Below are 19,105 nucleotides of genomic sequence, written 5' to 3' on the forward strand. Positions count from 1 at the left end.
GGCAGCTGTCGCGGGGGTCAGCGGAAGCGACGTACCCCCGACGGTGTCACGACGGCGTGCACCGGTCGGTCGTGCGCCTCTTCGGGGACGTGAGCGACCACTTCGGAGTCGTACAGGAGCACCACCAGAGCGGGATCGGCGTCCGCACGCTCCAGACGGGCGAGCACCCGGTCGTACGAGCCGCCGCCCCGCCCGAGCCGCATCCCGCGCGCGTCCACGGCGAGCCCCGGCAGCAGAACGGCGTCCGCCGCCAGGACGGCGTCCGGGCCGAGCCGCTCCCCGAAGGGCTCCAACAGCTCGATCTTTCCCTGGTGTTGTACGCGGACCAGCGAGCCCGCCCCGTCGTACACGCCCCAGTCCAGGTCGTTGTCCGCGAGCAGCACGGGCAGCAGGACCCGTGTCCCGCGCGCGTGGAGGGCGTCGAGCAGGGCGCGCGTGCCGGGCTCGCTGCCCACCGAGACGTACGCGGCGACGGTCCGCGCCCCGGCGAGCTCCGGCAGTTCCAGCGCGCGGTCGGCGAGAACCGCGGCCGCCTTGTGTGCGTCATCCTCAGTCAACCCGCTTCTCACCGCGAGGAAGTCTCGCCGCAACATGCGCTTGGTTGGCTGGCCGCCGGGTTCGGTCGTGCTCATGGCGTACTCACAAATCCTTCCTAGTGATCGCATATGCCGTCCAATTATCTGGACCCACAGATTCCGCACATACGCACCGGATATGGTTGTCGGCATGACTGAGTCTCACCCCCCCACGCCCAGGATCACCAAGGCGGTCATCCCCGCGGCGGGCCTCGGCACGCGCTTCCTGCCGGCGACCAAGGCGACTCCCAAGGAGATGCTGCCGGTCGTCGACAAGCCGGCGATCCAGTACGTGGTCGAGGAGGCCGTCTCGGCGGGCCTCGACGACGTCCTCATGATCACGGGCCGCAACAAGCGCCCGCTGGAGGACCACTTCGACCGCAACTACGAACTGGAGTCGGCCCTCCTGAAGAAGGGCGACGAAGCCCGCCTCGCCAAGGTCCAGGAGTCCAGCGACCTCGCGACGATGCACTACGTCCGCCAGGGCGACCCCAAGGGGCTCGGTCATGCCGTCCTGTGCGCCGCTCCGCACGTGGGCCACGAGCCGTTCGCCGTGCTCCTCGGTGACGACCTGATCGACCCGCGCGACCCGCTCCTCGCCCGCATGGTCGAGGTCCAGGAGCAGCACGGCGGAAGCGTCATCGCGCTCATGGAGGTCGCCCCCGAGCAGATCCACCTCTACGGCTGCGCGGCCGTCGAGGCCACCGAGGACGGCGACGTCGTCAAGGTGACCGACCTGGTGGAGAAGCCGGACACGGCGGACGCCCCCTCCAACTACGCGATCATCGGCCGCTATGTCCTGGACCCCCATGTCTTCGACATACTGCGCAAGACCGAGCCGGGCCGCGGCGGCGAGATCCAGCTCACCGACGCCCTCCAGCAGCTCGCGGCGGACGAGAAGATCGGCGGCCCGGTGCACGGCGTGGTCTTCAAGGGCCGCCGCTATGACACCGGTGACCGGGGCGACTATCTGCGTGCCATTGTCAGACTCGCGTGCGAACGTGAAGATCTGGGCCCGGACTTCCAGGCCTGGCTTCGCAGTTACGTCACCGAGGAGATGTAGCACTTTGAGCAGCAGCACGACGACATCGACCACCGGCCGGGACAACCTCTGGTCGGTGGAGGAGCATTTGGACGACATCCTCGCGACCGTCCGTCCGCTCGAGCCGATCGAGCTCCAACTCCTCGACGCCCAGGGCTGTGTCCTGGTCGAGGACATCACGGTGCCCGTCTCGCTGCCGCCCTTCGACAACAGCTCCATGGACGGGTATGCGGTGCGGGTCGCCGATGTCGCGGGCGCCGGTGAGGAGTTCCCCGCCGTCCTGACCGTCATCGGTGACGTCGCCGCGGGCGCGGGCGAGCAGCCCACCGTCGGCGCGGGCCAGGCCGCCCGCATCATGACCGGCGCACCGCTGCCGCCCGGCGCCGAGGCCGTCGTCCCCGTGGAGTGGACCGACGGAGGCCTCGGCGAGGGCCCCGTCTCCGGGATGCGCGCCCACAGCGCCGCCCCCGAGGGCGCCTCCGGAGAGGTCCGCGTGCACCGCCCCGCCGAGGCACGCGCGCATGTGCGCGCGCAGGGCAGCGACGTCCGGGCCGGTGACCGCGCCCTGACCATCGGCACGGTCCTCGGTGCCCCGCAGATCGCCCTGCTCGCCGCGATCGGCCGCGGCACGGTGAAGGTGCGCCCCCGCCCGCGCGTGGTCGTGATGTCCACCGGCAGCGAACTGGTCCAGCCCGGCGAGGAGTTGGCGAACGGCCAGATCTACGACTCCAACAGCTTCGCCCTGACGGCCGCCGCCCGCGAGGCCGGAGCCATCGCCTACCGCGTGGGCGCGGTCGCCGACGACGCGGAGACGCTGCGCTCCACCATCGAGGACCAGCTGATCCGCGCCGACCTCGTGGTTACCACGGGCGGCGTGAGCGTGGGCGCTTACGACGTCGTGAAGGAGGCCCTGACCTCCATCGGCGACCCGGACGAGGAGGACGGCATCGGGGCGGGCAGCGGCGTGGAGTTCCGTAAGCTCGCCATGCAGCCGGGCAAGCCGCAGGGCTTCGGCTCCATCGGCCCGGACCACACCCCCCTGCTCGCGCTGCCGGGCAACCCCGTCTCCTCGTACGTCTCCTTCGAGATCTTCGTACGTCCGGCGATCCGCACCCTCATGGGTCTCCCGGAGGTCCACCGGCCCACCACGCGCGCGGAGCTGGTGTCCGACAAGGCGCTGAATTCGCCCGCGGGCCGCCGCCAGTTCCTCCGGGGGAGGTATGACGCCGAGGCGGGCAGTGTGACGCCCGTCGGCGGCTCCGGCTCGCATCTGATCGCCGCCCTCGCGCACGCGGACGCGCTGATCGTCGTCCCCGAGGACACCACGTCGGTGGAGCCCGGCACGGACGTCGAGGTGGTCCTGCTCGGCTGAGAAGGCCGCCCGCGCGGTACCGTGTCGCGCACAACAGGCCCGCGCGCGCCGCACCGCGCGGGGCCCGGACCGGGAGCGCCACAGCACATGACCGCGATTTCCCGGGGGGAGACCCCCGGCCCTGAGCAGCAGCACCTGACCCACATCGACGAGGCGGGCGCGGCCCGCATGGTCGACGTGTCCGCGAAGGACGTGACCGCGCGCACCGCCCGTGCCAGCGGCCGCGTGCTGGTCTCGCCGCGCGTGATCGAGCTGCTGCGCGGGGAATCACCAGAAGAGGCTCTCCCCAAGGGCGACGCCCTGGCCACCGCGCGGATCGCCGGGATCATGGGCGCCAAGCGCACCCCGGACCTGATCCCGCTCTGCCACCCGCTGGCCGTCTCCGGAGTCAAGCTCGACCTCTCCGTGGCGGACGACGCCGTCGAGATCCTCGCGACGGTGAAGACGACGGACCGCACGGGCGTCGAGATGGAGGCCCTCACCGCGGTGAGCGTCGCGGCCCTCACGGTTGTCGACATGGTCAAGGCGGTCGACAAGGGCGCCGTCATCACGGACGTACGCGTCGAGGAGAAGACCGGCGGCAAGTCGGGCCACTGGACGCGCGAGGGAGCCGAGGGAGCAGGCGCATGAGCGGCCACAGCGCGTCCGAAGGCGAACGGCAGGAGACGGCCGCGGCGTCCGGACCGGTGCCGCCGGCGGCTCTGGACACGCAGGCCGGCGGCGCCCTGCTCGCGCCGTACAGCGCTCTCGTGGTCACGGCCTCCAACCGAGCCGCCGCCGGCGTCTACGCCGACAAGGGCGGTCCGATCCTCGCCGAAGGCCTGACCGCGCTCGGCTTCGCCGTCGAAGGACCGCAGGTCGTCCCCGACGGCGACCCGGTCGAGCAGGCTCTGCGCGCGGGCGCCGCGGCCGGTTACGACGTCATCCTCACCACCGGCGGCACCGGCATCTCGCCCACCGACCGCACCCCCGAGGCCACCCGCCGCGTCATCGACCACGAAGTCCCCGGCATCCCGGAGTCGATCCGCGCGTACGGCAGGGACAAGGTCCCCACGGCCGCGCTCTCCCGAGGGCTCGCCGGAGTCGCGGGCAGGACGCTCATCGTGAACCTGCCGGGCTCCACGGGCGGTGTACGCGACGGACTCGCCGTCCTGGAGCCGCTGTTGAGGCACGCCGTCGACCAGCTGCGCGGCGGCGACCATCCCGGTCCCGCGGGGGGTGCGAGCTGAACAGCCCTTCCTGGCCCGTCGAGCTGACGGACGGCGACATCGTCCTCCGTCCCATAAAGATGCGCGACCAGCGGGCCTGGCGCGAGGTCAACCGGCGCAACCGCGACTGGCTGCGCCCCTGGGAGGCCACGATCCCGCCGCCCACGGCCAGCGGCCCGATCGTGCACCGCCCCACCTACCGCCAGATGGTCCGCCATCTGCGCGCGGAGGCGGGCGCGGGCCGGATGCTGCCCTTCGTCATCGAGTACCAGGGCCGTCTCGTCGGGCAGTTGACGGTCGCCGGGATCACCTGGGGTTCGATGTGCTCGGGCCATGTCGGCTACTGGGTCGACGAGTCCGTCGCGGGCCGCGGGGTGATGCCGACCGCCGTCGCGCTCGCCGTCGACCACTGCTTCCGCGCGGTCGGGCTGCACCGTATCGAGGTCTGTATTCGCCCCGAGAACGCGCCGAGCCGACGGGTCGTGGAGAAACTCGGATTCCGCGAGGAGGGGCTTCGTCCACGGTATCTCCACATCGACGGAGCCTGGCGGGATCACCTCGTCTTCGCGCTCACCGTCGAAGAGGTACCGGAAGGGTTGTTGCGCCGCTGGCACCAGGCGCGACCTCGGAACACTGCCTAGTCCGGGTCCCGACCCCGGTAAATGAAATATGTGTTCGAAATTGATCGGGGAACGACCGTCTGAGGCTCGTATGAGCCTTGTCTCAGGCATTAATTTCACGCTGTCGGCGGCCTGTTGATCGCATCAGTCACAAAAAAAGTTCGAGATATCAGCCAGATCGTGCGACACACCGGCCCAATTGGCAGATGGCCCAGGCGGAACCCCTCTACCGTGTGAGCGTGAGCAGCAGCGGCCTCATCTACGCAGTCATCGTCGGGGCCTGGGCCGCCTACTTGGTGCCGATGTGGCTCCGTAGGCAGGACGAGCTGAACGAAGCCCGTCCGACGGAACGCTTCAGCACCGCCATCCGGCTGCTGTCCGGACGGGCGGGGATGGAGCGCCGATACGCCAAGGACCTGCAAGCGCGCTCGCCGGAGGAAGGGGAGTCGCGCGACGACCCGGACGGGATCACCGACTCGGTGGACGTCCGGGCCTTTGTCGCGCCCCCGGCCGGTGCGGCCGAACCCCAGGCGGACCGGGCGGAGCCTCCGGTCCGTCAGAAGGCGCGCCCCGAACCCGAACCCGAACGCGCGCCGGAGCCCGCCCCCCGGGCCAAGGCTCCGGCCAAGGCGCAGGGGACGGCGCAGGGCAAGGCGGACCCCGCGCGGCGCGCCGCTTCGGCGGAGGCCGCCGCGCGCGCCCGGCGCTCCAAGGTGCTCGCCCGGCGCCGCCGCACGACGGTGCTGCTCTTCCTCGCCTTCACGGTCGGCGCGGTCGTCGCCGCGGTCGGCGGGCTCGCCTTCCTGTGGGCGCCCGCCGCGCCCGCGGTGCTGTTGAGCGCGTACATCGTCTATCTGCGCGGCCAGGAACGGCGGCGCTTCACTTACACGATGGACCGGCGCAGGGCCGAGGTCGCTGCGCAGCGGCTGCGCGAGCGACAGCCTCGGCGCAGGCTCGCGAGCGCGGAGCCCGTCGTCGACGAGGCGGAGGAGCCCGCGCCCGAGACGGAGACGGGCCTGTCCTCGCTCGCCGCCGACCGCCGTGCCCTGGTCGAGCAGACCGACCACGCCGAGTGGGTCGACCAGCAGCGCGAGCGGCAGCGGGGTCCCGGGCGCGGCGACAGCTGGGACCCGGTCCCGGTGCCCCTGCCCACGTACGTGACCGCGCCGGTCGCCCCGCGTGCCACCGGCAGCGTCGACCTGGGCGCCCCCGACACCTGGAGCTCGGCCCGGTCGAGCACGGCGGACACAGGGACCTCGGGCAGTGCCGCTGCCGCCGAGAAGAAGCGTGACGCCTCCGACGCGAGCGGCGCCGGGGACATCGACGCGGCCGAGGGCGCGGACGCCTCCGGCGGGCGCAGCGACAAGCGCAGGGCGGCCTCCGCGCGGCGTGCCCGCGGGCGCGGTCGCACCCCGCTCTTCGACCAGTACGAGGATGGCGACCGGCGGCGCGCGGCGAACGAGTGAGGGGCCGTGAGGTCCCCCGGGCTGACCAGCCAGGACCGGATTTCCAAGCACCCCGATCGGGATGCTAGAGTTTCACTCGTTGCAAGGGCCTGTGGCGCAGTCTGGTAGCGCACCTCGTTCGCATCGAGGGGGTCTGGGGTTCAAATCCCCACAGGTCCACTGCACATGAAGATCCCGTCCAGTTCATCGAACTGGGCGGGATCTTTGCGTTGTGCCCAGGAGGTTGCGCTCCACGTGTGGTTTGTTCGGCTATGGATACATTTGATCCATGTCGTGCCCTTTGCGTACGAGGACCGTCGGCGCCTTCTGGGGTGCCGGTCTTGTCGCCGTTCTGGTCGGCGGGTGCTCCGAGCCCCGCGGGCTGCACGTGGAAGGGCCGGCCCTGGAGCCGTCGAAGGTGACCGGGCCCGTCTATCTGGCCGACGCGTTGGGGGAGCCGCTGCAGCGGCCGACGAAGGTGGGGCTCACCGAGTTCGTCACGCTCACGGACCTGAAGTGGAAGGACTGGGGCGGGCCGACCGCGCGGGCCACGGGGAAGGTCGGCGGCGAGTGGTGTCTGCCCGGGTGCGCCGACAAGCCGTACGACGCGACGCTGACGCTCAGCGGACTGGAGCGGCAGGAGCGGGTGGCGTACTACCGGCGGGCGACCGTCGAGCCGAAGAAGCCGGAGGAGTTGCCCGCGGCGGCGGTGAACGTGCAGTTCCAGGGGATCCGGCTGTCGGTTCCGGAGTTCTGAGAGGGCTGGGACGGGATGGGACTGCGCTCCAAGATCGGTATCGCCATCGCGGCGACCGCGGCCGTGGTCGCCGTCGTGATGGGGCTCCTCGTCCACCACCGCACCGTCGAGGCGCAGTACGCGGGCGCGCGCAGTCAGATCGGGGACCGGTTGCAGACCGCCGTGCAGGACCATGCGGCGGGCATCGACGGGGACCGTACCCTCATCAACCCCGCCGATCTTCCGGGGCCGCTCGCCGGGGCCGTGCGGAACGGGCACTGGGGCGTCTATCTGGACCGCAGAGGGCAGGTGCCGCAGCTGTGGGCGGCGAGCAAGTACGGCAAGGAGGTCGTCGCGCTGAAGCGGCCCTACGACAGGGAAGCGGCGACCGTGCGGGATCTGGACCGGGTGCTGTGGATCTCCGGGGGCATCGGGACGGCGCTCGCGTGTGTGGCGGGGCTGCTGGTGGCCACGCGGCTCGGGCGGCGGCTCAGGGCGAAGGCCGGGGCGGCGCAGCGCATCGCCGAGGGGGATCTGACGGCGCGGCTTCCGTTGCACGGCAAGGACGAGATCACGCAGCTCGCGTCCGCGGTGAACACCATGGCCGACGCGCTCGCGGCGCGGTTGCAGGCCGAGCGGGAGGTGACGGCGAACATCGCGCACGAGCTGCGGACGCCGGTGGCGGGGATGGTGACGGCGGCCGGGCTGCTGCCGCCGGGGCGGCCTTCCGAGCTGGTGCGGGGGGCGGCGCAGCGGTTGCGGGAGCTGGTCGACGACGTCATCGAGGTGGCGCGGCTCGACGGGGCGGGGGAGCGGGTGGCTGCCGAGGTGTGCGGGTTGGGGGAGCTGGTGCGGAGGTCCGCCGCGGCGGGGGCCGCGGGGGCGGAGGGGGTGAGGGTGGAGGTTCTGCGGGATGTGGAGGTGGAGACGGATCCGCGGCGGGTGGAGCGGGTGGTGGCCAATCTCGTCAGCAATGGGTTGCGGCACGGGGCGGTGCCGGTTGTCGTCGAGGTCGACGGTGGGGTGGTGACCGTGCGGGATTCCGGGGGTGGGTTTCCGGAGGCGCTGCTTTCCGGGGGGCCGCAGAGGTTTCGCAGTGGGGGTGGGGAGAAGGGGGTGGGGCTTGGCCTGGGGCTGACGATTGCGCAGGGGCAGGCGGGAGTGTTGGGGGCGGGGTTGAGGTTCCGTAATGGGGTGAGCGGTGGGGCGGTGGCTGAGCTGGACCTGCGGTCGGCCGTGAAGTAGACGCTGCGTTTGCCGGTGCTCGGCGGCTTCGGGTTGTGCCCACCCGTTCCGCCGTGCGGAACGCCTGCCCACAACGGGGGCGGTGGGGGTGGGTTGGTGTTGTGCGGGGTGCCTGGCCGCAACGGGGCGGGCGGGAAAAGGGGCAGGTGTTACAAGGGCTTGGCGTAGCAGAGGCTCAGGTCGTCGAAGCGGTAGTGGCCGAACTTTTCCGGGGCCGGGGTGTAGCCCGTGGAGGTGTAGAGGGCTATCGCTTCCGGCTGCTTCGTGCCCGTTTCCAGGACCATGCGGATGCGGCCCGCCGCCTTCGCGTCGGTCTCCAGGGCCGCGAGGATGCGGCGGGCGAGGCCGAGGCCGCGGGCCTCCGGGGTGACGTACATCCGCTTCAGTTCGGCGTCGCCGTCCTCGTAGTTCTCGTCGTTCTTGTCCATGGCGCGCCAGCCGCCCGTGGCCAGCGCGGTGCCGTACTCGTCGTACGCGATGAGGTACAGGCCGCGCGGGGGCTCGAACATGGACGGGTCGAGCGGGGTGACGTCGCCCTCGTCGCCGTAGCGCTCCGCGTACTCGAGTTGGACGCGGTCGTTGAGCCTGATCGCGTCCGGGTGCGCGAACGTGACCGTGCGCAGGTGGACCGGAGAGTTCGAGGGGGAGTTCGAGGGGCGGGTCTGGATAGACATACGTTCCATCGTACTTCTATGCGTGGCGGGTGGCGGTTGTGTCGTCCAGTGTGCCGGTATCGTGCCGGGATGCTCACTGTGACCAGCGTGAATGTGAACGGGCTGCGCGCCGCCGCCAAGAAGGGCTTCGTGGAGTGGCTCGCCGAGACCTCGGCCGATGTGCTGTGCCTGCAGGAGGTGCGCGCCGAGGCGAAGCAGCTGCCCGACGAGGTCCGGGACCCCGAGGGGTGGTTCGTGGTGCACGCACCCGCCGCCGCGAAGGGGCGCGCCGGAGTCTCGCTGTACACGCGCCGTGAGCCGGACCGGGTGCAGGTCGGTTTCGGGTCCGAGGAGTTCGACGGCAGTGGACGGTATGTGGAGGTGGATCTCCCGGGTGTCACCGTCGCCAGTCTGTATCTGCCCTCCGGCGAAGTCGGCACCGAGCGGCAGGACGAGAAGATCCGGTTCATGGGGGAGTTCCTCGTGTACCTGAAGGGGCTGAAGGAACGGGCCGCCGCCGAGGGGCGTCATGTCGTCGTCTGCGGTGACTGGAACATCGCCCACCAGGAGGCCGACCTCAAGAACTGGAAGGGCAACAAGAAGAACTCCGGCTTCCTGCCCGAGGAGCGCGCCTGGCTGAGTGAGGTCTTCGAGGAGTACGAGGACGTGGTGCGGGCGCTGCACCCCGGCGTCGAAGGGCCCTACTCCTGGTGGTCCTACCGCGGGCGCGCCTTCGACAACGACACGGGCTGGCGCATCGACTACCACGTCGCGACGGCGGGCCTTGCCGAGCGCGCGGTGAAGGCGTACGTGGAGCGGGCCGCGAGCCACGCGGAGCGGTGGAGCGACCATGCGCCCGTGACGGTGGTCTACGACCTGTAGGAGTCCGCGGGCGCCGGTCACAAAGTCCGGCAGAAGGCTGTCCCGGGCCCGCCCGGCATGGCAGATTGCGGTCGCGTACATGACGAGTCGCGCGACCAACTGCCAAGGGTCCGGGGGGACTTCATGTCAGTCATGCCTTCGAGACGTGCCGTGGTGCTGGGCGCCGCGGGCGCCGGGATCGCGGCGGCGCTGCCCGCCACGGGAGCGCACGCGACGGGCGGCGACGGCGGGATTCCCGCCGGTACGCCGCCCGTTCTGCTGACCGAGCAGGCGAGCAGGCGGATCCTCGTGCTCGATCCGCGGCGGCGCGTCTGGGACCCGGCCGCCGACCCGTCCGTGGTGCGGTGGCAGTTCTCGCCGCTCGGCGATCCGCGCTACAAGGACCTTCGCCCCGACGTGAGTTGGGTCTATCCGTGCGAGGCGAAGGCGCGGGTGCACCGGCGGCGTACGTACGTCCTGACGACCGCGTCGTTCGGGTTCGTGGCGGTCGTCGAGCATCCGACGGGGCGGCGGTACTGGGGCACGGCGATCGGCCCCGGCGACGATCTGTTCAATCCGCACAGCGCGGAGATCCTGCCCGACGGCAATGTGGCCGTCGCGTGCAGCACGGGCGCGCTGGTGCGGCTGTACGCGGCCTCGCAGGGCCCGCGGGCCACGCGGTACGCCCAGGCGGAGCTCAAGGGTGCGCACGGGCTGCACTGGGACGGTGCGCGCAAGGTGCTGTGGGCCCTCGGCGACGACGAGTTGGTGACGTACGCGATCGGCGGGAGTGCCGCGCGGCCCACGCTGCGGAGGACCTCCGCGATCGGGCTGCCGGTCGGCACGCCGGGCAGGACGCCCGGCGGGCACGATCTCTTCCCGGTGATCGGGCGGCCGGGGCGGCTGTGGGTGACGACCAACGCGGCCGTCTTCCAGTACGAGAAGGGCGGTCGCGCCTTCGTGCAGGACTTCGCCGGGGCCGCGGAGATCTCCCGCAAGTCGGTGAAGGCCGTCGGCAACGATCCGCGCACCGGGCAGGTCGTCTCCACCGTGCCGGAGGGCGGCCTGGGGGAGACGTGGTGGACGACGACGGTGAGCGTTCATCGGCCCGCCAGTGCCTACAAGCTGGTCAACGGCGGTATCTACAAAGCCCGTTGGTTCATTCCGCTGGGTCACGACCACTGAGGTCGCGGTCCTGGGGGTCGCCGATGCGGCGGTCCTTCGGGTCACTGAGCCGGCGGTCCAGTGCCATCGAAAGCTCCGCCTCCACCACGCTCTTGGCGACCGGGCGGAGCTGTTCGATGTCCACCTCCGCGCTGTCGGGGACGTGGGTGCGCATGACCGTGATGAACAACTCGGCCAGGGCGTCGGCGTGTTCGCGTACGCGCTGACCGGCCTCCAGGACGGCCGCCAGCGGAACTCCCTTGCGTACGAGGGTGGATGAGGCGTCCAGGAGGCGGCGGCTGATGTGTACGAGCTCGTCGCCGTCGGTGCCGAGGTAGCCGAGGTCGAGGGCGGCGACGAGGTTCTCCGGGGTGACCTCGCCCGCGAAGTGGTCGGCGAGTTCCTCGGGGGTGAGGCGGACCGGCTGTTCCTCGGTCGGTGCGCCCAGGCCGAGCAGTTCGCCGACGTCGCGGCCCTTGTCGAAGGCGTCGGAGAGCTCGGCGATGCCGCTGAGGGTGTGGCCGCGCTCCAGGAGGGCGGCGATGGTGCGCAGTCTGGCCAGGTGGTGCTCGTCGTACCAGGCGATGCGGCCCTCGCGGCGCGGTGGCGGGATCAGCCCGCGCTCGCGGTAGAAGCGCACCGTGCGCACGGTGATGCCCGCCTTCTGGGCCAGCTCCTCCATGCGGTACTCGCGGGCGCCGTCGTCCCGGTCCCCGCCTTCTCGTTCGTCTGCCACGTGGGAAGCCTATGTTGTACCGCCGGTAACTTTCCCCCGCTCGGCCCCTACCCATGAGTACGCAGGTGTTCTACTCTCCGGATTGCGCCAGTGTTTACTGGCAGAGTCGGGTACTTCGGGAGGCGGCGGCATGGCCGAGCGCGAGCGTGGCCCTGAGCAGGGGCGCGAGCAGGAGCACGTACGGGTGGCGGTGATCGGCTCCGGCTTCGGGGGCCTCGGGGCCGCCGTGCGGCTGCGCCGCGAGGGCATCACTGACTTCGTCGTCCTGGAGCGGGCCGGCGCGGTGGGCGGCACCTGGCGGGACAACAGCTACCCGGGCTGCGCCTGCGACGTGCCCTCGCACCTCTACTCGTTCTCCTTCGCGCCCAACCCGGACTGGCCGCGCACCTTCTCCGGCCAGGAACACATCTGGGACTACCTGGAGGGCGTCGCCGACACCTTCCGGCTGCGCCCGCACATCCGCCTCAACACCGAGGTGACGATGATGCGTTGGGACGCCGACGAGCTGCGCTGGGAGATCGAGACCAGCAACGGCGGCCTCACCGCCGACGTCGTCGTCTCCGCCACCGGGCCGCTCTCCGACCCGAAGACGCCGGACATCCCCGGCATCGGCACCTTCCCCGGCAAGGTCTTCCACTCCGCGCGCTGGGACCACGACTTCGACCTGCGGGGCAAGCGCGTCGCCATGGTCGGCACCGGGGCCTCCGCCATCCAGATCGTGCCGGAGATCCAGAAGCAGGTCGGCAGGCTCACCCTCTTCCAGCGCACGCCCCCGTGGGTCCTGCCGCGCGCCGACCGCGCGATCACCGGCGTCGAGCGCTGGCTGCACAAGCAACTGCCGTTCACCACGCAGGCCCGGCGCGGGCTGCTCTGGGGCATCAGGGAGCTGCAGGTCCAGGCCTTCACCAAGCGGCCCGACGAGCTCGGCGTCGTCGAGCAGCTCGCCAAGCGGAACATGTACCGGGCCATCAAGGACCCGGTGATGCGGGACAAGCTGACGCCGACGTACCGCATCGGCTGCAAGCGGATCCTGCTGTCCAACACCTACTACCCGGCGCTCTCCAGGCCCAATGTCGACGTCGTCGCCAGCGGCCTGAGCGAGGTGCGCGGCAGCACCGTCGTCGCCGCCGACGGCACCGAGGCCGAGGTCGACGCGATCGTCTTCGGCACCGGGTTCCATGTGACGGACATGCCGATCGCCGACCGTGTGATCGGCGATGAGGGTCTCACGCTCATGGAGACCTGGAAGGACGGCATGAACGCGCTGCGCGGCGCGACCGCGGCCGGCTTCCCCAACTGGATGACGATCATCGGTCCCAACACCGGGCTCGGGAACTCCTCGATGATCCTGATGATCGAGGCCCAGCTGAACTACATGGCCGACTACCTGCGGCAGTTGGACGTCCTCGGCGGTCGCGCCGCGCTCGCCGCCCGGCCCCGCGCCGTGCGTGCCTGGAACGAGCGGGTGCAGCAGCGGATGAAGCGCACCGTGTGGAACACCGGCGGCTGCAACAGCTGGTACCTCGACGAGAACGGCGTCAACACGACCGTGTGGCCCGGCACGACCACCGAGTTCAAGGCGGCGACGCGCCGGGTCGACCTCTCCGAGTACGAGGTGCTGCGGGCGCCGAAGACGTCCCGGCCCCTGGAGGCGGTGCGGGACGCCGAGCCCCGTACCGGAAAGGCCAAGGGCGCGGGCAAGAAGGTGGAGGCCGGAGCGTGAGCCGACTGACCCATGTCACCAGTGGCCCCTACGCGCCGCCGGTCGCCGCGCGTGAACTGACCGTCGTCTCCGCCGACGGCGCCCCTCTCCATGTCGAGGTGCACGGCCCCGAGGGGGCGCCCGCCGTGGTGCTCGCGCACGGGTGGACCTGCTCGACGGCCTTCTGGGCCGCGCAGGTGCGCGCCCTCGGCGCCGACCACCGGGTGATCGTGTACGACCAGCGGGGGCACGGGCGCAGCGCCGCCCCCGCGGACCCCGGCGGCTACAGCACGCGGGCGCTCGCCGACGACCTCGAAGCGGTCCTCGCGCAGACGCTCGCGCCGGGCGAGAAGGCCGTGCTCGTGGGGCACTCCATGGGCGGCATGACGCTCATGGCCGCGGGCGGCAGAGAGGCTTTCCGTGAGCACGCGGCCGCCGTTCTGCTGTGCAGTACGGGCAGTTCGGACCTGGTCCCCGAGTCCACCGTGGTCCCGCTGCTGCGGGCCGGGCGGCTGCGGACCCGGATCACGCGCTCGGTGCTCGGCTCGCGCGCGCCGCTCGGGCCCGTGACGCCGGTGGCCAGGCGCGTGCTCAAGTACGCCACGATGGGCCCCGGTTCGGCGCCGGAGAAGGTCGAGGCGTGCGCGCGGATCGTGCACGCCTGCCCGACCCGGGTGCGCCACGGCTGGTCGCATGTGCTGGACGCGCTCCAACTGAACGCCGAAGTGGGCGAGTTGAGGGTGCCCGCCGCCGTCATCGCCGGCGAGGTCGACCGGCTCACGCCCGTGGTGCACGCGCGGCGGCTCGCGGCCATGCTGCCCGAGTGCCTGGGGCTCACCGAGCTGACCGGGATCGGGCACATGACGCCGATCGAGGCGCCGGAGGCCGTCACGGAGCGGATCAGGGAACTCGTCGGGACGTACGTACGGGTCGATGCAGAGGCGAACGCACAGGCCAAGGAGGGCGCATGAGCAGGGTCAGCCTGGAGGGGCAGGTCGCGGTCGTCACCGGCGCGGCGCGCGGGGTCGGCGAGCTGCTCGCCCGCAAGCTGTCGGCGCGCGGCGCGAAGGTCGCGCTCGTCGGCCTGGAGCCGGACGAGCTGAAGCAGGTCTCGGAGCGGCTGCACGCCGAGTCCGACCACTGGCACGCGGACGTCACCGACCACGTGGCGATGGCGCGCGTCGCACAGGAGGTCAAGGAGCGCTTCGGGAAGGTCGACATCGTCGTCGCCAACGCGGGCGTCGCCAACGGCGGTCCCTTCCTGGAGTCCGACCCGGACGCGTGGCGCCGCGTCATCGAGGTCAACCTCATAGGCAGCGCGGTGACCGGCCGTGCCTTCCTGCCCGTCCTGATGGAGAGCCGCGGCTACCTGCTGCAGATCGCCTCGCTCGCCGCGATCACGCCGGCGCCGATGATGACGGCGTACTGCGCGTCGAAGTCGGGTGTCGAGGCGTACGCGCACTCCCTGCGGGCCGAGGTCGGCTACAAGGGGGTCAAGGTCGGCGTCGGCTATCTCTCCTGGACGGACACCGACATGGTGCGGGGCGCCGATCAGGACGACGTGATGCGGGAGTTGCGGCAGCGGCTGCCGTGGCCGTCCAACAAGACGTATCCGCTGGGTCCCGCGGTCGACCGCATCGTCGCGGGTATCGAGCGGCGGTCCAGCCATGTGTACGCGCAGTGGTGGCTGCGGGGCATGCAGGGCATCCGCGGTTATCTGCCGGGGGTCATCGGGTCGGTGGGGCAGCGGGAGATGCGGCGGTTCGAGCCGCGGCTCGGCTCGGTCTCCACGGGGCTTGTCGGGGCGGGTGGGTCTGCGGACGAGGCGGTCCGCGGCCGGAGTTGAGCCTGTGCCCCGGAAGGGGCGCGGGGAACTGCGCGACCAGCCACGTCCGGCGCGCGGACGACATACGGGAGGAGGCCCCCGGCGTCCCGGGGGCCTCCTCCGTGCAAGCACAGCGCAGCGTCAGGCGTCGTAGTCCCGGTCGAACTTGTCCTGCTGCTCCTGCGCCGCTTCCCGGGCCTGGTCCTGGCCCTGCGAGGCACGCTCGCTCGCCTGGTCCTGGGCCTGCGAGGCGCGCTCGCCGGCCTCGTCCTGGGCGCCGCCCATGGCTTCCTTGGCCTTGTTGGCGAGGTCCTGGGCCTTGTCCTGGAACTGGTCCTTGATGCCCATGCGATTCACTCCCGTTGTGGGTGAGGGGATTGGGCCTCGACCAGACTTACATGGGCGGACACACCTCGCATTTCGATCAATGACGGGCAGTGACGAAGGCGGTCAGGAGCGCGGCGGAAGCGGGGGCCTGCGGCGGTCCGGGACGTCCGCGTAGCCGGGCGGTGTCGAGGCCGGGTGCTGTTCCAGGAGGTCCAGCGCCATCCTTACCGCGTCGTCGAGTTGGGCGTGCCGCCCCTCCGCCCAGTCGAGCGGCGTGCGCAGGACCTCCAGGTCGGGGGTCACGCCGTGGTTCTCCACCGCCCAGCCGTACGCGTCGAACCAGCCCGCGTTCATCGGCACCGTGATCACCGTGCCGTCGCCGAGCGTGTGCCGTCCCGTCATGCCGACCACGCCGCCCCAGGTGCGCTGGCCGACGACCGGGCCGAGCCCGAGCAGTTTGAACGCCGCCGTGATCATGTCGCCGTCGGAGGACGTCGCTTCGTCGGCGAGGGCGACCACGGGGCCGCGGGGCGCGTTCGAGGCGTACGACACCGGCTGGGCGTTCCGGGTCAGGTCCCAGCCGATGATCTTGCGGGTCAGCTTCTCGACGACCAGCTCGCTGATGTGGCCGCCCGCGTTGCCGCGCACGTCCACGATCAGGGCGGGCCTCGACACCTCCAGGCGCAGGTCGCGATTGAACTGGGCCCAGCCGGAGCCGCCCATGTCGGGGATGTGGAGGTAGCCGCACTTGCCGCCGCTCAACTCCCGTACAACCTCGCGGCGTTTGGCCACCCAGTCCTGGTAGCGCAGGGGTCTTTCGTTGATCAGCGGGACGATCGCGACCCTGCGGGCCCGCCCCTCGCCCTCCGCGGGCTGGAAGGTGAGCTCGACCGTCGTGCCGCCCGCCGCCGAGAGCAGCGGGTAGGGGCCGGTCACCGGGTCGACCGCGCGGCCGTCGACATGGGTGAGGATCGCGCCCTCGCGGATGCCCGCGCCGGCCAGCGGCGAGCGGGCCTTGGAGTCGGAGGAGTCGCCGGGCAGGATCCGCTTGACCATCCAGCCGTCGTCCCTGCGTACGAGATTGGCGCCGAGCAGGCCCATGGCGCGCTGGTAGTGGGGCGGGCCTTCGTTGCGGCGCGAGGCGGACACGTACGCGTGCGACGTACCCAGCTCGCCGAGGACCTCGCGCAGCAGGTCCGCGAACTCGTCGGGGGACGCGACGCGTTCGACGAGGGGGCGGTACTGCGCGAGCACCGCGTCCCAGTCGATGCCGCACATCTGCGGCTCCCAGAAGTAGGCGCGGATGATCCGGCCCGCCTCGTCGTAGGCCTGGCGCCATTCGGCTGCCGGGTCGACCTCGTGCAGGATGCGGCGCAGGTCGATCCAGACGGTCGTGTCGCCGTCGCCCTGCTCGGTGGAGGGCACGGCGCTCAGGTCGCCCTCGTCGACGACCACGAGGCGGGTGCCGTCGCCGCTGAGCGCGAACCAGTCGAGGTGGTCCATGAGTTGGGACTTCTTGGCCTTGGTGATGTTGAAGTATTCGAGGGTGGGGCGGCCCGAGGTGTCGGCGGGGTTGGCGAAGGTCTCGCCGAGCGCGCCCGAGATCGGCCAGCGCAGCCAGACCAGGCCGCCGCCGCTGACGGGGTACAGGGCCGAGTACTTGGAGGCGGCGACGGGGAACGGCGTGACCCGTGACTCCAGGCCCTCGATCTCGACGGTGGTCGTGCCGTCGCCCGAGTCGTTGTCGGCCGGGTCGAGGCCGCCCGCCGCGGGGCGCCCGTCAGGAAGCAGCGCGAAGGGGGAGGGCGTCGCGGACGACAGGGGTACGAGGTAGGGGCGGCAGCCCAGCGGGAAGGACAGGTCGCCGGTGTGCACGTCGTAGACGGGGTCGAAGCCGCGCCAGGAGAGAAAGGCGAGGTAGCGGCCGTCGCGGGTGAAGACGGGATTCTCGTCCTCGAAGCGGCCGTTGGTGACGTCGACGATGGCCCGGTCCTTGATGCGGGCCATCTTGATCTGCCGGAGGGAACGGCCGATGCCCGGGTGCGACCAGGTCAGCCAGGCTCCGTCGGGGGAGAAGGCGAGGTCGCGGACCGGGCCGTTGATGGAGCGGATCAGCTCCGTCACCTCGCCGTTGGAGTCCTCCGTGGCGTCGATCAGCAGCAGGCGGCCGTCGTTCGAGGCGATGGCGAGGCGCTCGCCGTCCGGGTCGGAGACGAGCTCCTGGACGTGGCCGAGCTCCCCGCTCGCGAGCCTGCGCGGCTCGCGGTCGCCGCTGGCGCGCGGCAGATAGGCGATCTCGACGGCGTCCTCGCCCTCGGCGTCGGTGATGTAGGCGACCTGGCCGCCGGTGCCGAGCATCTCGGGCAGGCGCACGCGCACGCCGGGGGTGTCGGTGATGGTGCGGGCCGGGCCGTCCCGGTGGGTGAGCCAGTACAGGGAGCCGCGCACGACCACGGCGCTGGCCCGCCCCGTGGTGTCCACGGAGAGCGCGTCGACGTGCTGCGCGGTCGGCACCTGGTAGACGCGCCGTCCGGTGCGCGGGCCGCCGAGCCGCACGTCGAGCCTGCGCGGCGCGGAGCCGGCGGTGAGGTCGTCGACCAGCCAGATCTCGCCCGCGCACTGATAGACGACGCGCGTGCCGTCGCCGGCGGCGTGCCGGGCGTAGAAGGCGTCGTGGTCGGTGTGGCGGCGCAGGTCGGAGCCGTCGGGCAGGCAGGAGTAGAGGTTGCCGACGCCCTCGTGGTCGGAGAGGAAGGCGATGCGTCCGGAGACGAACATGGGCGAGTCCAGATGCCCGTCGAGGTCGCCGAGGATCTGCTCGCCGTGCACCCACAGGCGGCCCGTGGCGCCGCCCCGGTAGCGCTTCCAGGCGGCGGGCTCGTGCGGCGGCTTGCCGGTCAGGAGCAGGGTCTTGCGCTCGGCGTTGCCGTTGCCGTTGCCGTCGTCCTCGTCCTCGCTCTCGCTCTCGCCCTCGCCGAGCGAGTCGGTGACCGCGATGTCCCAGACCGGGCCCCAGGGCAGCTTGCCGCCGGGCGAGCCGTCGACGGGCACGCTGTAGGCCCAGCAGAAGTACGAGAAGGGCTGGCCGTGCGAGGAGACGGCGAGGATGTCGCCGTCGGGGGACCAGCCGCAGACCCGGGTGTCGGTGGAGCCCCAGTAGGTCAGGCGGCGAGAGGGGCCGCCTGCCACCGGGGCGAGGTGGATCTCCGGGGCGAGGCTGCGCCAGGTCGTGTACGCGATGTGGCGGCCGTCGGGCGAGAAGCGGGGGTGGCTGACCTTGGTCCGGTCGACGGTGAGCCGCCAGGCCCGGTCGGCCGGGGCGCCCTCGGCGGTGAGGGGGGCCAACCACAGGTCGTCCTCGGCGGCGAAGCAGAGGCGGTCGCCGCTGAGGTGAGGAAAACGCAGATAGGCGTGGTCGTCCGGGGCAGGAGCGTCCTGGGCTTCGTCGCGCGCGTCGGTCACCTCACCATGCTTTTCCGCGGGGCGGGCACCGGCAACTTGTGGCGCAGCACACGTACGAAACCGTTTCGTTTCGTTAAGAGGAGGGGATACAGTCGTCGCGTACGAAACCGTTTCGTTCCGGAGCGGTATGGC

18 protein-coding genes and 1 tRNA gene are annotated in these 19,105 nt (G+C 71.6%); 14 read left to right on the plus strand and 5 right to left on the minus strand.

The window, feature by feature from the left end; translation table 11 throughout:
• Nucleotides 1-17: 17 nt before the first annotated feature.
• Nucleotides 18-632, minus strand: coding sequence for a 5-formyltetrahydrofolate cyclo-ligase (locus AB0B50_RS32705; protein ID WP_362339427.1), 615 nt, complete (start codon nucleotides 630-632; stop codon nucleotides 18-20).
• Nucleotides 633-726: 94 nt separating this feature from the next.
• Between AB0B50_RS32705 and galU the strand changes: the two genes are divergently transcribed.
• The 9 genes from galU to AB0B50_RS32750 all read left to right on the plus strand — a co-directional run bounded on the left by galU (nucleotide 727) and on the right by AB0B50_RS32750 (nucleotide 8,243).
• Nucleotides 727-1,638 carry a UTP--glucose-1-phosphate uridylyltransferase GalU gene (gene galU / locus AB0B50_RS32710; RefSeq protein WP_362339428.1) on the plus strand — a complete coding sequence of 304 codons (912 nt, stop codon included), beginning with the start codon at nucleotides 727-729 and terminating at the stop codon, nucleotides 1,636-1,638.
• A 4-nt stretch (nucleotides 1,639-1,642) separates the two neighbouring features.
• The gene (gene glp / locus AB0B50_RS32715; protein WP_362339429.1) at nucleotides 1,643-2,989 is read left to right on the plus strand and encodes a gephyrin-like molybdotransferase Glp; all 1,347 of its coding nucleotides are present in this window, start codon (nucleotides 1,643-1,645) and stop codon (nucleotides 2,987-2,989) included.
• 87 nt (nucleotides 2,990-3,076) lie between these two features.
• Nucleotides 3,077-3,619 carry a cyclic pyranopterin monophosphate synthase MoaC gene (gene moaC / locus AB0B50_RS32720; protein WP_362339430.1) on the plus strand — a complete coding sequence of 181 codons (543 nt, stop codon included), beginning with the start codon at nucleotides 3,077-3,079 and terminating at the stop codon, nucleotides 3,617-3,619.
• Entirely contained in the window at nucleotides 3,616-4,218 is a 603-nt protein-coding gene (locus AB0B50_RS32725; RefSeq protein ID WP_362339431.1) for a MogA/MoaB family molybdenum cofactor biosynthesis protein, read from the plus strand. The genes moaC and AB0B50_RS32725 overlap by 4 nt, the downstream gene beginning before the upstream one ends.
• Nucleotides 4,215-4,838 carry a GNAT family protein gene (locus tag AB0B50_RS32730; RefSeq protein ID WP_362339539.1) on the plus strand — a complete coding sequence of 208 codons (624 nt, stop codon included), beginning with the start codon at nucleotides 4,215-4,217 and terminating at the stop codon, nucleotides 4,836-4,838. The genes AB0B50_RS32725 and AB0B50_RS32730 overlap by 4 nt, the downstream gene beginning before the upstream one ends.
• Before the next feature lie 218 nt (nucleotides 4,839-5,056).
• Nucleotides 5,057-6,283: a gephyrin-like molybdotransferase receptor GlpR gene (glpR, locus tag AB0B50_RS32735; RefSeq protein WP_362339432.1), complete on the plus strand. Its 1,227-nt coding sequence runs from the start codon at nucleotides 5,057-5,059 to the stop codon at nucleotides 6,281-6,283.
• A gap of 85 nt (nucleotides 6,284-6,368) precedes the next feature.
• Nucleotides 6,369-6,442 (plus strand) — tRNA-Ala (locus AB0B50_RS32740).
• A gap of 109 nt (nucleotides 6,443-6,551) precedes the next feature.
• The gene (locus AB0B50_RS32745) at nucleotides 6,552-7,019 is read left to right on the plus strand and encodes a hypothetical protein (RefSeq protein WP_362339433.1); all 468 of its coding nucleotides are present in this window, start codon (nucleotides 6,552-6,554) and stop codon (nucleotides 7,017-7,019) included.
• A gap of 15 nt (nucleotides 7,020-7,034) precedes the next feature.
• A complete protein-coding gene (locus AB0B50_RS32750; protein ID WP_362339434.1) occupies nucleotides 7,035-8,243 on the plus strand; it encodes a HAMP domain-containing sensor histidine kinase in 1,209 nt (402 codons plus the stop codon).
• 149 nt (nucleotides 8,244-8,392) lie between these two features.
• Here AB0B50_RS32750 and AB0B50_RS32755 read toward each other — a convergent pair whose 3' ends face one another.
• On the minus strand, nucleotides 8,393-8,917 hold the full coding sequence (locus tag AB0B50_RS32755) for a GNAT family N-acetyltransferase (RefSeq protein ID WP_362339435.1): 525 nt from the start codon (nucleotides 8,915-8,917) through the stop codon (nucleotides 8,393-8,395).
• A gap of 69 nt (nucleotides 8,918-8,986) precedes the next feature.
• On the opposite strand from AB0B50_RS32755, the gene AB0B50_RS32760 reads away from it, so the two are divergent.
• Entirely contained in the window at nucleotides 8,987-9,778 is a 792-nt protein-coding gene (locus tag AB0B50_RS32760; RefSeq protein ID WP_362339436.1) for an exodeoxyribonuclease III, read from the plus strand.
• Between the two features lie 132 nt (nucleotides 9,779-9,910).
• Nucleotides 9,911-10,942 (plus strand): DUF6528 family protein, encoded by a 1,032-nt coding sequence (locus AB0B50_RS32765; RefSeq protein ID WP_362339437.1) that lies wholly within the window; start codon nucleotides 9,911-9,913, stop codon nucleotides 10,940-10,942.
• Here the strand turns inward: AB0B50_RS32765 and AB0B50_RS32770 are convergent.
• Nucleotides 10,917-11,603 (minus strand): MerR family transcriptional regulator, encoded by a 687-nt coding sequence (locus AB0B50_RS32770; protein ID WP_362339540.1) that lies wholly within the window; start codon nucleotides 11,601-11,603, stop codon nucleotides 10,917-10,919. The genes AB0B50_RS32765 and AB0B50_RS32770 overlap by 26 nt on opposite strands.
• Nucleotides 11,604-11,787: 184 nt before the next feature.
• Between AB0B50_RS32770 and AB0B50_RS32775 the strand changes: the two genes are divergently transcribed.
• From AB0B50_RS32775 to AB0B50_RS32785, 3 genes are read left to right on the plus strand one after another with little or no spacing between them, the layout of a single operon-like run.
• Nucleotides 11,788-13,380: an NAD(P)/FAD-dependent oxidoreductase gene (locus tag AB0B50_RS32775; RefSeq protein ID WP_362339438.1), complete on the plus strand. Its 1,593-nt coding sequence runs from the start codon at nucleotides 11,788-11,790 to the stop codon at nucleotides 13,378-13,380.
• Entirely contained in the window at nucleotides 13,377-14,330 is a 954-nt protein-coding gene (locus AB0B50_RS32780) for an alpha/beta hydrolase (RefSeq protein ID WP_362339439.1), read from the plus strand. The genes AB0B50_RS32775 and AB0B50_RS32780 overlap by 4 nt, the downstream gene beginning before the upstream one ends.
• Nucleotides 14,327-15,205: an SDR family oxidoreductase gene (locus AB0B50_RS32785; RefSeq protein ID WP_362339440.1), complete on the plus strand. Its 879-nt coding sequence runs from the start codon at nucleotides 14,327-14,329 to the stop codon at nucleotides 15,203-15,205. Before AB0B50_RS32780 ends, AB0B50_RS32785 begins: the two co-directional genes overlap by 4 nt.
• A 120-nt stretch (nucleotides 15,206-15,325) precedes the next feature.
• On the opposite strand, the gene AB0B50_RS32790 is transcribed toward AB0B50_RS32785, so the two are convergent.
• Both AB0B50_RS32790 and AB0B50_RS32795 read right to left on the minus strand, forming a co-directional pair.
• A complete protein-coding gene (locus AB0B50_RS32790; protein ID WP_362339441.1) occupies nucleotides 15,326-15,532 on the minus strand; it encodes a hypothetical protein in 207 nt (68 codons plus the stop codon).
• Nucleotides 15,533-15,634: 102 nt separating this feature from the next.
• Nucleotides 15,635-18,973 carry a S41 family peptidase gene (locus tag AB0B50_RS32795; RefSeq protein ID WP_362339442.1) on the minus strand — a complete coding sequence of 1,113 codons (3,339 nt, stop codon included), beginning with the start codon at nucleotides 18,971-18,973 and terminating at the stop codon, nucleotides 15,635-15,637.
• Nucleotides 18,974-19,105 lie beyond the last annotated feature (132 nt).

Source organism: Streptomyces sp. NPDC041068 (genome assembly GCF_040647455.1).
Classification (GTDB): Bacteria; Actinomycetota; Actinomycetes; order Streptomycetales; family Streptomycetaceae; genus Streptomyces.

What these genes read in the sequence shown, in the direction of transcription:
- AB0B50_RS32705 (WP_362339427.1), bottom strand. Translation starts at nt 632, where the DNA reads ATGAGCACGACCGAACCCGGCGGCCAGCCAACCAAGCGCATGTTGCGG.
- galU (WP_362339428.1), top strand. Translation starts at nt 727, where the DNA reads ATGACTGAGTCTCACCCCCCCACGCCCAGGATCACCAAGGCGGTCATC.
- moaC (WP_362339430.1), top strand. Translation starts at nt 3,077, where the DNA reads ATGACCGCGATTTCCCGGGGGGAGACCCCCGGCCCTGAGCAGCAGCAC.
- AB0B50_RS32725 (WP_362339431.1), top strand. Translation starts at nt 3,616, where the DNA reads ATGAGCGGCCACAGCGCGTCCGAAGGCGAACGGCAGGAGACGGCCGCG.
- AB0B50_RS32745 (WP_362339433.1), top strand. Translation starts at nt 6,552, where the DNA reads ATGTCGTGCCCTTTGCGTACGAGGACCGTCGGCGCCTTCTGGGGTGCC.
- AB0B50_RS32750 (WP_362339434.1), top strand. Translation starts at nt 7,035, where the DNA reads ATGGGACTGCGCTCCAAGATCGGTATCGCCATCGCGGCGACCGCGGCC.
- AB0B50_RS32755 (WP_362339435.1), bottom strand. Translation starts at nt 8,917, where the DNA reads ATGTCTATCCAGACCCGCCCCTCGAACTCCCCCTCGAACTCTCCGGTC.
- AB0B50_RS32760 (WP_362339436.1), top strand. Translation starts at nt 8,987, where the DNA reads ATGCTCACTGTGACCAGCGTGAATGTGAACGGGCTGCGCGCCGCCGCC.
- AB0B50_RS32765 (WP_362339437.1), top strand. Translation starts at nt 9,911, where the DNA reads ATGCCTTCGAGACGTGCCGTGGTGCTGGGCGCCGCGGGCGCCGGGATC.
- AB0B50_RS32770 (WP_362339540.1), bottom strand. Translation starts at nt 11,603, where the DNA reads ATGGAGGAGCTGGCCCAGAAGGCGGGCATCACCGTGCGCACGGTGCGC.
- AB0B50_RS32775 (WP_362339438.1), top strand. Translation starts at nt 11,788, where the DNA reads ATGGCCGAGCGCGAGCGTGGCCCTGAGCAGGGGCGCGAGCAGGAGCAC.
- AB0B50_RS32785 (WP_362339440.1), top strand. Translation starts at nt 14,327, where the DNA reads ATGAGCAGGGTCAGCCTGGAGGGGCAGGTCGCGGTCGTCACCGGCGCG.
- AB0B50_RS32790 (WP_362339441.1), bottom strand. Translation starts at nt 15,532, where the DNA reads ATGGGCATCAAGGACCAGTTCCAGGACAAGGCCCAGGACCTCGCCAAC.